The organism is Aminobacter ciceronei, from assembly GCF_014138625.1.
GTDB classification, from domain to species: domain Bacteria; phylum Pseudomonadota; class Alphaproteobacteria; order Rhizobiales; family Rhizobiaceae; genus Aminobacter; species Aminobacter ciceronei.
Genome location: NZ_JACJHY010000001.1, coordinates 76,451 through 88,132 on the forward strand (window position 1 = coordinate 76,451; position 11,682 = coordinate 88,132).

Annotated in this window: 8 protein-coding genes; 2 read left to right on the plus strand and 6 right to left on the minus strand. The window is 65.3% G+C overall.

The annotated features are described in order from the left end of the window. Nucleotides 1-43: 43 nt before the first annotated feature. Genes nadE through asnB form a run of 4 tightly spaced genes read right to left on the minus strand, consistent with a single transcriptional unit; the run spans nt 44 to nt 4,848 of the window. Nucleotides 44-1,045: an NAD(+) synthase gene (gene nadE / locus HNQ95_RS00315; RefSeq protein WP_067960163.1), complete on the minus strand. Its 1,002-nt coding sequence runs from the start codon at nt 1,043-1,045 to the stop codon at nt 44-46. Then, a complete protein-coding gene (locus HNQ95_RS00320) occupies nt 1,042-2,577 on the minus strand; it encodes a class I adenylate-forming enzyme family protein (protein ID WP_067960160.1) in 1,536 nt (511 codons plus the stop codon). The genes nadE and HNQ95_RS00320 overlap by 4 nt, the downstream gene beginning before the upstream one ends. A gap of 17 nt (nt 2,578-2,594) precedes the next feature. Beyond that, complete coding sequence (locus HNQ95_RS00325) at nt 2,595-2,882, minus strand: acyl carrier protein (protein ID WP_067960158.1); 288 nt, start codon at nt 2,880-2,882, stop codon at nt 2,595-2,597. 22 nt (nt 2,883-2,904) lie between these two features. Then, complete coding sequence (gene asnB, locus HNQ95_RS00330) at nt 2,905-4,848, minus strand: asparagine synthase (glutamine-hydrolyzing) (RefSeq protein ID WP_067960155.1); 1,944 nt, start codon at nt 4,846-4,848, stop codon at nt 2,905-2,907. Nucleotides 4,849-5,131: 283 nt separating this feature from the next. Between asnB and HNQ95_RS00335 the strand changes: the two genes are divergently transcribed. Further along, a complete protein-coding gene (locus tag HNQ95_RS00335) occupies nt 5,132-5,821 on the plus strand; it encodes a N5-glutamine methyltransferase family protein (RefSeq protein ID WP_246340505.1) in 690 nt (229 codons plus the stop codon). Nucleotides 5,822-5,900: 79 nt separating this feature from the next. Then, nucleotides 5,901-7,016, plus strand: coding sequence for a hypothetical protein (locus HNQ95_RS00340; protein WP_067960149.1), 1,116 nt, complete (start codon nt 5,901-5,903; stop codon nt 7,014-7,016). A 6-nt stretch (nt 7,017-7,022) separates the two neighbouring features. Here the strand turns inward: HNQ95_RS00340 and HNQ95_RS00345 are convergent, their stop codons facing one another. After that, nucleotides 7,023-9,365: an SEL1-like repeat protein gene (locus tag HNQ95_RS00345; protein ID WP_182573221.1), complete on the minus strand. Its 2,343-nt coding sequence runs from the start codon at nt 9,363-9,365 to the stop codon at nt 7,023-7,025. A 44-nt stretch (nt 9,366-9,409) separates the two neighbouring features. Continuing rightward, nucleotides 9,410-11,593: a tetratricopeptide repeat protein gene (locus tag HNQ95_RS00350; RefSeq protein ID WP_182573222.1), complete on the minus strand. Its 2,184-nt coding sequence runs from the start codon at nt 11,591-11,593 to the stop codon at nt 9,410-9,412. Nucleotides 11,594-11,682 lie beyond the last annotated feature (89 nt).

Sequence of the window (11,682 nt, forward strand, 5' to 3'; positions counted from 1 at the left end):
GCGGAAAGGGCCACCGGCGAAACGGTGGCCTCCATCAGGCGCCTCAGATCTCCGGCACGGGATCGACGAGAAGCGGGCCGCTGTGCAGGTAACGCGTCGTCTTGCGCTTGGAGGCGATGTCGGTCCAGACGCGGCCAACCTGCTCGGCGGTCAGCCCGGCAGCACGGCCGACTTCTTCCGCCGCAATGCCGTTGTTGAGCCCGTAGAGGCACAGGTCCATGCGATCATATGGCAAGGAGAAATAGAACTCCTCCTGCGTCTGCTGCAGCGAATAGGTGTCGGTGGTCGGCGGCCGCCGGCGGATTTCCTCCGGCACGCCGAGATGGGCGGCCAACTGGTAGACCTGCGACTTGTAGAGATGGGCGATCGGCTTGACGTCAGCGGCACCGTCGCCGTTCTTGACGAAGAAGCCTTGGTCGTATTCCAGCCGGTTCGGTGTGCCGATGACGGCGTAGTTGAGTCGGTCGGCGTGGAAATATTCGACCTGCTTGCGCGTCCGCTGCTTCATGTTGGTCGAGGCGACGATGCCGAGATAGACATGCGGCGGCATGCGCAGCTTGGTCTGCTTGCCCTCGGGATCCTGCACCACCAGCGACGAAATGTTGTAGCCTTCGTTGGTCAGCGCATTGGCGATGACGATCTTGCACGCCCAGCCGGCGCCGTATTCGGGCACCAGTTCACGGATGAAGGCGTCGCGGCGCTCGTAGCAGCCCATCGCCTTGAGCGTCGGGCCGATGTTCTCGACGACCGCGGATATCCCGAAGGTTTCGGCGACGAGGCGTCCGAGACGCAGGCTTTCGGGATCGGAATCGTCCTCCGGCATGAACAGAGCAAAGACGTTCTTGGCGCCGACGGCGCGCACCGCGAGGGCAGCACTGACGCTCGAATCGACGCCGCCCGACAGGCCGAGCACAAGCCCGCGCCGGCGGAGCGTGCCGGTCAGTTGGCTGCGCAAGGCGGCTGATATTCTCGTCGCTTCGGCTTCGGGATCGATGGTCAGCGTCGCCGCGCCGAAACTGCCGGTTTGCGCCAATGGCATGTTCATTGCGTCGGCTCCATGGATTCGGCGGCGAGACGCCGGCTGACCTTGCCGGTGTCGGTCCGGGGCAATTCGGATCGGAACTCGATGATTTTGGGCACCATGAAATCCTCGAGATTGGCTTGGCAGTGGCGCAGGATTTCACGCTGGGTCAGGTTGGGATCGGAGAGCACGATCAGCGCGCCGATGGCGTGTCCGAGGATAGGGTCGGGTATGCCGATCACCACCGCCTCGGCGACACCGGGACAGGCGTGAAGAACGGCCTCGACCTCCTTGGGCGCCACCTTTTCACCACGCGTCTTGATGATGTCGTCCTTGCGCCCGACGAAATAGAGGAAACCTTCGGCGTCGCGGCGGAACAGGTCGCCGGTGTAGAGCAGCTTTTCCCACGGGTTGAAGCCCGGGCGCAGCATGCGGTTGGTCGCTTCCGAATTCTCCCAGTAGCCCTGCATGACATGCGGCCCGCGGATGACCAACTCGCCCGGTGTATCAGGCGGCACCGGCTGGCCGAGATCGTCGACGACGAAGGCTTCGGTGTTGGGAATGGCGATGCCGACCGATCCGGGGCGCCGGTCGAGCTCCGCCGGCGGCAGGTAGGTGCAACGCTTGCACTCGGTCAGGCCATACATGGAATAGAGCCGGGCGCCGGGGAACAGCTCGCGCAGCCGTGCGATATGGGCCGGCGGCAGGGCGGCGGCGGTGTTGGTGACGTAGCGCAGGCTGGGCAGGAAGCCCGGTTTGATGTCGCGCATCTGCAGGATCAGCGCCGCCATTGTCGGCACCAGCGGGAAGCCGGTGACGTTCTCGGCGCGGATGACGTCGAAGATCGCCTGCGGGAAGGAGAACGACTTCTCCAGCACCAGCGTCGCGCCCATCTTGATCGACATGATCAGCTGGTAGAGCCCGTAATCGAAGGCCAGCGGCAGGACGTTGAGGATGATGTCGTCTGGTGTGTTCTCGAGATAGGTGGTGATCGAACCGGCCGCCGCCTCGATGTTGCGATGGGTCATCATCACGCCTTTGGGCCGGCCGGTCGAGCCCGAGGTGTAGATCAGCATGGCAAGGTCGACGTCGATGCCGCCATGAAGGGGCATTGCGGCACTGCCTTGCAGGCATTCTTCGAATGAGACCGCACCTTCCGGTGCCTTGCCGCCGGCAGCCGTTGACACGACGATCAGTTCGCCGCCGTCATTCGCCTCGGTGACGACCGGCAGCAGCCGGGCCTGGGTCAGCACGGCGCGCGCGCGGCAGTTGCCGATGATGAAATCGAGCTTGTCGGCTTTGGTCGACGGGTTGATCGGACTGAAGACGGCACCGGCCTTGGCAATGGCGAACACCGACACCGCGGCTTCCCAGCAATTGTCCATGAAGACCAACACGCGATCGCCACGGCCGACGCCAAGATCGCCGAGCCTTGCTGCCAGCCGGTCCGACATGCTGTCGAGTTCGGCGTAGGTCAGGCGCATGTCGCGGGCAATCAGCGCGGTCTTGTCGCCCCGCAACCGCGCACTGTCGCGTAAGAACTGCTCCAGTCGCATTGCCCCTCCCAAGCGCCTCAGGCGGCGCCAGCTGCCTGTTTTACGGGTTGCGCTGCTGCCTGCTTCGCCTCGATGAAAGCCGCGATCCGCACCAGCGAGTCGAGATTGGCCGGAACGATGTCGGAATCCGCCATTTCGAGCCCGAACTGGTCCTCGATATAGGTCACCAGTTCCAGCACGCCGGTGGAGTCGATCACGCCGCTTTCGATCAGCGAAACGTCATCGGCGAGCGCGTAGGACGTGTCCCCGAACAGGAAGTTGTCGATGATGAAGGCTTTGACCGTGTCCTTGATCTGCTGCGTCATGCTCTCTCCTTTTGTTTCATCGTCAGGCGGCCTCGGTGACATCGGATCTGGATCCGGCGAACGACCGGTGCCACAGCTGCGTCGACAGGATGCCGACAAAGGCAGCGTTGTCCCGGAAGCCCGTCACCGCCTGCTGCCGGCACTTTTCGGTCAGCTTCCTTACCGTCGAAACGTCGAAGAATCCTGAATCGGCGATCGCCTCGGAACTCATCGCATCACGCAGCCACGGCTGCTCGCCAGCGCCGACGAAAGATTGCGAATCCGGAGCGCGGTAGGGCTGCTTCGTGCGTTGGCCGATCGACGGCGGCAACAGGTCCTTGGTCGCCTCGCGCAAGATGTGCTTTTCGACCAGCCCCTTGAGCTTCATGCCGGGCGGCAGCCAGCTGGCGAACTCGACAAGGCGATGATCTAGGAACGGGAAGCGGCCCTCGATGCCATGCGCCATCGACATGCGGTCACCCTGGCTCGACAGGATGTAGCCCGGCAACAGGTAGCGGCTTTCGAGATATTGCGCCTGGTGCAGCGGATGCCAGCGGGCGAAACGCTCCGGCAGTTGCGAGGCGAGCTCGGCTGCCGCGTCATAGGATGCGAGTTTGGCGCGCAGGTCGCCGGAGAAGAACAGCTTGGCAGCAGCCGTGTTGCGCATGCGCGGACGGTGCGAATAGAGCGGATCGTCGAGGCTGTCCTTGCCGGCGCCGAAGAAGGCGGCGAGATAGGACGCCGACTGCTTCTGCAACCCCGGCAGATAGGGGTAGAGCTTGCGGAACAGATGCGGCCGGCTGGCCGAACCGGGCTGGCGGTCGCAGAAGCGCCGCACCAGCGTCTCCTTGAAGATGTCGTAGCCGGCGAAGACCTCGTCGGCGCCCTCGCCCGTCAGCACCACCTTGATGCCCTTGGCGCGCACCAGCCCGGAGAGCTGATAGAGCGGCGCCGGTGCCGTGCGGATGACCGGCCGCTCCGTGGCATTGATCACCTCCGGGAAGATCGAGGCGATGTCGCCGGGCCCGACATTGACCGCGCTGTGGTGCGATCCGATGGCCAGCGCCATCTCTTCCTGGAACTCGCTTTCGTCATGCTCGGCACTGTCGAAGGTCACCGAGAAGGTGCGCAAGCCCCCGGTCGCCATCGGTGCTGCCAACGCCGAGACGATGGAGGAATCGAGACCGCCCGAGAGGTAGGAGCCGACGGTGACGTCGGCGCGCATGCGGATGCGGGTCGCGTCGGTCAGAAGCTCCCGGAGTTCCTCCGCCGCCTGCCTCTCGTCGCGCGGCGCCCGGGATGCTTCGGCATCGGGGAAATCAAGCTGCCAATAGGGACGCGTCACCAGCCCGCCCTTGTCGGCGATCATGATGTGCCCGGGTTCGAGCTCGTAGACATTCTTGAAAGCGGTGCGCGGCGCGATCGGCGCCCACAAGGTGAAGATCTGGTCGAGCGCGATTTCGTCGAGTTCGGCGGTGAAATCGGGCACCCTGGCAAAGGCCTTGACCTCTGAAGCGAAATACAAAGTGCCGCCGACTTCGGTGTAGAACAGCGGTCGCACCCCCATCCGGTCCCGGGCGAAGAACATGCGCTGCCGCGGCGCGTCCCAGACGGCGAAAGCAAAGTCGCCATTCATCAGGTCGACGCAGTCGGGGCCCATCTCCTCATAGAGATGCAGGATCACTTCGGTGTCACTGCCTGTGCGAAACCGGCGGCCGCGCGCCTTCAGCTCGTCGCGCAGTTCGACATAGTTGAAGATCTCGCCGTTGAAGGCGATGTGGAGGTCGCCCGAAGCGCTGGCCATCGGCTGCTGGCCGTCGCCAAGGCCGACGACCGACAGGCGGGCATGGCCAAGGCCGGCCGAAGGACAGACGAACACGCCCTGCTCGTCGGGACCCCGATGGGCGATGCTGCCGGTCATGCGCCGCAGCAGCCCGTCAGCCGTTGCTGGCTCGACATTCCCGAGATACCCGACAAATCCACACATACGCCGGACTCTGTTTCGCTAGTGCGACAAGCGCACGTGTTTAGCGCAAGTTAACCAATGGCAGGAAAGCACACTTCCGATATCAAAACACATCACAAAGCCGATAGTCTCGGTTTCGCAACCGTCGATACGATAGTAGATATTGATAGAAGGTTCTTTGTGTAACGAATTGTATGAACAAGTCATGTTGATGACAATCGCACCCGGGAGAAGCATTGATCGGTTGACGATCCGGGGCGCTGGGGTTGTCATGGAGCGGGCAAAGGACTTGGCGAGGGCAACCATGCATATCGTTGAGAACAACGGCGACAAGTCTGGCATCAGGCTGCACAAATTCATGGACATCGAGCTCGAGCTCGGGAGCGACGTGCTCGTGCCGCGCGAGGAAACCGAAATCCTCGGCCGTGCAGCGCTCGGCCTGCTCTACGGCCGCGGCGCCGACGCCAGGGTAATCGACATGTGCTGCGGCTCCGGCAATCTCGGCCTGGCGATCGCCGCCAAGATGCCGGGCGCGCGCGTCTGGAGCGCCGACCTGACCGACAGCACCGTCGCCACCGCCCGTCGAAATGCCGACCGTCTCGGTCTGGCCGACCGGGTGACCATTGCCCAGGGCGACCTGTTCGGCGCCTTCGACGGGATGGACCTAGCCGGGTCCATCGACCTTGTCGTCTGCAATCCGCCCTACATCTCGTCTGCACGCCTCGAAGGCGATCGCAGCGAATTGCTGGCCTCCGAACCGAGGGAAGCCTTCGACGGCGGCCCCTACGGTCTGTCGTTCCACCAGCGGTTGATCCGCGATGCGGTGACCTTCCTCAAGCCCGGCGGCTGGCTCGCCTTCGAATTCGGCGTCGGCCAGGACCGCCAGGTGGCAGCCCTGCTTGCCCGGGCGCGCGTCTATGCACCGGTGGAATTCGTGTCCGACGTCGCCAAGACACCGCGCGCGGCGATCGTCCGCAAGCTCGATCCCGCGTGACCGGGAGCCCGACCTTCACCCTTCCTAGATGTTTCCCGCCTAAGCCATTGCTGCCGTGACATGACCGAGGCTTCGCCCGATGCCTGAAATTCGTCCATTGCAGGCCGCTGATATGGCGGTCGTCGCAGACATGTTCCAGCGCGTGCTGCGCAAGCGGCGCACGCCCACGCCCGCCTCGCTGCCCGCCTATCTCCAGCGCCTCTATCTCAGTTCCACCGACGCTACGGCGGGGTCGCCATCCCTGGTCAATGTCGCCGACGACGGCAGCATTTCGGGCTTCATCGGCGTGACGTCACTGCCCATGCGGTTTGGTGACAGGAAGCTGAACGCTTCGATCTGCGGTTCGCTGATGGTCGACGAGGACCAGCGCAACGACCTGTCCGGCGCAAGGCTGCTCAAGGCATTTCTCGCCGGTCCGCAGGACCTGTCGTTCAGCGAGACGGCAAGCGACGTTACCGCCAATATGTGGACGACGCTGCGCGGCTCGATCCTGCCTGACTACAGCCTCGACTGGATCAAGGTATTCAGACCGGCAGCCTTCGCCGTTGCCGGTGCCAGACAGCGCCTGCCCATCGCACGCCTCGGCGCGCCGCTGGCCCGCGCCGTCGATGCCTGTCTCGGCCTTCGCCGCAGCGGCGAGTTTTCGCGCTGGTTCGGCGCCGGCGACGCGGCGGCCTCGCAAGGCCGCTACACAGTGGCAAGCATCGATGCCGACGGCTTCGCCGTACTGCTCGGCAAATTCACCTCGCGCTTCGCCATTCATCCGGATTGGAACGAAAACGCACTGTCGCGCATCATGTCGGATGCCTCGGCCAAGACGGATTTCGGCGACATCTGCCGCTGTACGGTTGCGGCGCGCACAGGTGCCGTGATCGGTGCCTTTGTCTATTTCGGCCGGCCCGGTGGCATCGGCCATGTGCTCCAGGTTCTGGCCTTGCCCGGCCAGGCTGGTGCCGTGATCGACTGCCTGATCAACCATGCCGCCGGCGTCGGCCTCGCCGGTCTCAGAGGCAGGACCCAGCCAGCCCTGCTGGAAGCGATGCTCGGCCGGCGCATCATCTTCATCAACGTCAACTCGACGGTGGTGCATTCGCGTGATCCCGAGCTCGTCCGGCAGTTCCAGACTGGTAACGGCTTTTTCAACGGGCTGGTGGGCGAGCATTGGAGCCGCATCTTCGGCGATCGTTTCGACTGACGTAATCTAGAACGCGTAGGACAGGACGTCCCCGGCCTGGCTGCTCATCGGGCCAAAGCGGCAGGCATTGGGCAGCGACCTGGCCGCGCAAAAGCGGCTGACCGCGCGCGTCGTGGAGCCGCTGAGCACGCCGTTGACAGGCCCGTTGTAATAGCCGGCCTGCTTGAGTTGCTGCTGCGCCAGATAGATGTAGCCGTTCGGATGGGTCGTCCGCATCATGCGGACCAGCGACTGGCGCTGCTCGGCAGAAAGTTCGTGCATGCGCGCCACGATCGACTGGTAGCCCTTGGTGTCATTTGCGGCGGCGGCAAACAGCATCTCCTCGACGAGGCGATCGCCGCGCGACAGCCATGGCGACACGCCTGTCATCAGCTGCTCGGCGCGTTTGGCATCGGCCTTGATGAAGGTGGTGCGGCCATAACGGCGGCCGTCACGATAGTAGCTGATCAGATGACGCGCCGCCGCGACGTTGCCGGTGCCGGCTGCCTGTTCAAGCAGGGCTACGGCTGCCTTGGCGTCACGCTTGGTACCCATGCCGTAAAACATGGCGTCGGCGAGCGCGGTCGCAGCATCGTCCAGACCCGTTGCTTCGGCCTCACGCAAGGCGGCAACTCCGTCGGCCGGCTTGCCCGCATTGCGCAACAGGCTTTCCGACAGCGCCGAGCCGAGGATGAGCAGCCCGTAAGCATCGCCTGCCTCGGCCGCCTGGCGATAATAGCCGGCGGCCTTCTTGCCGTTGCTCTGCAGCAGCTTGCCTTCGCGATAGAGATCTCCGAGCCTGATCAGCCCTTGCGTCCGCCCGAGCGCCGCCGCCTCGGCATACCAGCGCATTGCTGCCTGGACATCGGGCGGGCCGCCATCGCCCCGGCTCAAAAGGTCGCCCATCACGATATGCGCCTCGGCTTCGCCGCTCTCGGTCGCAGCCTTCACCATAGCCCGGCCGGCAGCGACATCCTGGGCTATGCCTTGTCCGCGCGCCAACATGGCGCCGGCGCGGACGGCCCCAATGACATCGCCGAGCCCGGCGGCCTTGCTGTAATAGTCGAGCGCCTTGGGCAGATCCACGGCAACGGTCATGCCGTCGCTGTAGAAGTCGCCCAGGCGCACCAGCGCCTCAGGTTCGCTCAGACCCGCCGCACGTTCATAGGCTGCAACGGCGCCGTCTGCATCGACGGCACCCGACTGCGGCTCACGCAGCAGGTCACCAAGGCTGATCAGTGCCAGCGGATTGCCCGCATCGGCGAGCCGGCGAACCATGTCGCGCCCACCCGAGACGTCGCGCAACGTACCCAAGCCATGCGCCGTCATCTCGCCGACCCTCAGGGCCGCCCGCGTGTTGCCGGCGTCGGCAGCACGCTGGTAGTAGGCGAAAGCCGCAAGAGGATCCTTTGCGACCGGCGCTGGCGTGGCTCCGCTGTAGACATCGCCAAGGAAGCTCAGTGCTTCGGCGTCGCCGCCATCGGCCAGTTCCTTGATCGACGCCAGTCCGCCCTCGACGTCCTGCCGCGTGCCCTGACCACGGAATGTCAGTTCGGCGACGCGCAGCCTGCCGACCTGCTGACCGGCCTCGGCAGCCTTTTCGTAATACCCGAACGCCTTGGCATAGTCGGGCTTGCCGGCGCGGCCACTGCCGAAGAGATCGCCGAGGCGCAGCAATGCGTCGGGATGCCCGAGTGCGGCTGCCTTGGCATAGGCTGCCTCCGCCCCTGGCATGTCGGGCACGCCGGCATCGGCATCGCTCATCAGGTCGCCCTGGGAGACCAGCGCATAGATGTTGCCGCGATCGGCAAGCGACCGCACCAGCGCCAGCCCAGTTGCGCTGTCCCTGGCGATACCTTGGCCGCGCGCCAGCATCTCGCCGCTGCGCAGGATGCCGGTTTCGTTGCCGGCCGCGGCGGCACGGCGGTAGTAGTCATAGGCGCGCGGCAGGTCGAGCGGGATCGCCCTGTTGTCGGCATGGCTGTAGAGGCCGCCAAGCGAGGCGAGTGCTGCGCCGTCGCCGGCCGATGCCACCTCCTCGATGGCCAAAAGCCCAGCGCTGATGTCGCGTTCGGTGCCTTCGCCCAGCACGCGCATTTCACCGACGCGGAGCCGCGCCGCAGCACTGCCGGCATCCGCCGCCTGGCGGTAATAGTCGAACGCCTTGGCCGGATCGCGGTTGGCGTTGTCGGCATTGCTGTAGAGATCGCCGAGCCGCAACAAGGCGTCGGCGTTGACCGCACGCTCCCGGGTAACAGCGCCTGGCGTGGCCGGCGCGCCCGGGTCGGGCGCGGTTTCCGCCGACAAGGCGGTACTCGCCGAAAGTGCGGCGAACACCGTCATCAGAGCCACATGGCAGATACGCGACAATGCCAACTCCCTGACTGGCGCCTGGCAAGCGGCGCCAGCAAAACTCAGTTCTGCACATCTCCCGCTGAAGCCGCCGGATTCTCCGCGTCGACTGCCTTCAGATAATATTCGGCCGCCTTGCCACCGTCGGCCGGAACGCCTTTGCCGTCACGGTAGAGGTCACCGAGCCTGAGCAAGGCATCGGCGCGTCCCTTCCGGGCCGCATTCTCATAGGCCGCGACAGCGGCAGCACCATCGACCGGCCCGACCGCGCCAGACAGATGCAGGTCGCCAAGCACGACATAGGCGTAGGGATCGCCTGCGATGCCGACCTGCCTGACCAGCTCGAGACCGGCCGGAATGTCCTGGCGCGTGCCTTCGCCGCGTGCGGTCATCTCGCCCTGACGCAGCCTGCCGGTCTCGTCGCCGGCCATGCCGGCGCGGCGGTAATAGTCGAACGCCTTGGCCGGATCGGCTGGTATCGTCCCGCCTAACCGATAGATGTCGCCGATGCGCACCAGCGCATCAGGACGCCCCAGCGCCGCTGCCTTCTCATAGGCCAGCACGGCTTCCGTCGCGTCGACCTTGCCGGTCGAGCCGTCGGCCAGAAGGGCGGCCAGCGACATCAGCGCCTCGCCATTGCCGGCATCCGCCACCGTCTTGACCATCTGCAGGCCGCCCACGACGTCCTTTGACGTCCCTTGTCCGCGCACCTTCATTTCGCCGGCACGGACGGCGCCCATCACGCTGCCGGCCTCGGCAGACTTGCTGAAATAGTCGAACGCCGTCACCGGATTGGCCGGCAGCAGTCCGCCTATGCCGCGCTGGTAAAGCCCGCCGAGCAGGTTCATCGCATTGGCATCGCCTTCGTCGGCGAGCGAGTTCATCTGCGCCAGGCCGGCGGCGACATTGCGGTCGGTGCCCTGTCCGAGAACCGTCATTTCGCCGACGCGCAGCTTACCGGCCAGATTGCCGGCCCGCGACGCCCTGACATAATAGGCGAATGCCTTGGGTGGGTCGGAGGCGATCGCGCCGTTGCGGCTGTAGAGATCACCGAGCCTGACAAGTGCGTCGCTGTGGCCGAGCGACGCCGCCTTTTCATAGGATGTGACGGCAGCGGCAAGGTCGACGGGGGCGACCGCCGCATCGCTGAGCAAATCGCCGAGCGCGATCAGCGCAAAGGTATCGCCATGATCGGCAAGACCGGTCAGCATCGCCCGCCCAGCCTGATAGGACTGAGCAGTGCCGCGTCCCCGCGCCAGCATCTCGCCGGTGCGCAGGATGCCGGTCTCGTCGCCGCTGTCGGCGGCGCGGCGGAAATAGCCGAAGGCCTTGCCGAGATCGATGGCAATGACACCGCCATCGGTGCGACTGTAGAGTGAGCCGAGCAGGACGAGCCCTGCCGGGTTGCGCGTGCGCGCCACCACCTCTTCGATCATCGCGAGCCCGGCCTGGACGTCCTGCGTCGTGCCCTGGCCGGTAGCTGTCATCTCGCCGACGCGCAGCTTGCCGACGTCGTAGCCAAGGCTGGCGGCCTTGCGGTAATAGTCCAGCGCCTTGTCCGGCTCCATCGCGACCATGCCCTGGGCGCCGGGGCGATAGAGGTCGCCAAGCAGCACCAACGCCTCGGGATTGCCGGCATCAGCGAGTGCTGCGATCATCGCCAGCCCCTTGCCAGTGTCGCGCGCAACACCTTGCCCGCGCGCGAGCATCTCGCCGACACGCAGCTTGCCGTCAGCGTTGCCGGCCTTGGCGGCCTGGTCGTAGAACAGATAGGCGCGCCTGGCGTCGGCCGCGACCACCCTGCCCTCGCGATAAAGGTCGCCGAGCCGCATCAGGGCTTCCGAGCTGCCCATATTCGCCGCCTGCAGGTAAAGCTTCGATGCCGCGAACGGATCGGCCGGCGCGTCCTTGACGACGCCGATCAGGTCGGACGGTGAGATGACTGCGTAGATCGCGGCAGGACGGCCTGGGTTGTCGAGGCCGCGATAATAGGCAAGCGCGGCCTCCGCCGCCGCGGCCGTGGTCTTGCCGTCGCGGTAGAGGTCGCCCAAGGCGATGTAGGACGCCGCAAGCGCCAGCACAAAGCCATCCCGGCTTTCTTCGCTGGGCTTGGCGGCCTGGATTGCCCGGGGTACATCAGGGGACGCGAAGCCCAGCGCCGGCAATGTTGGAGCCTGTCCGGCGGGACTGGCTTCAGCACTTCCCGGCACAACAACGCTGGCAACCAACAACCAGCCGATACGCATGGGCCCACGCTCCCAACAGCGCTGGCGCATCCAGGATGCGCCGCAGCTAATATGAAACAGTCATTGCATTTTTCCGGCAAGAGCATTCT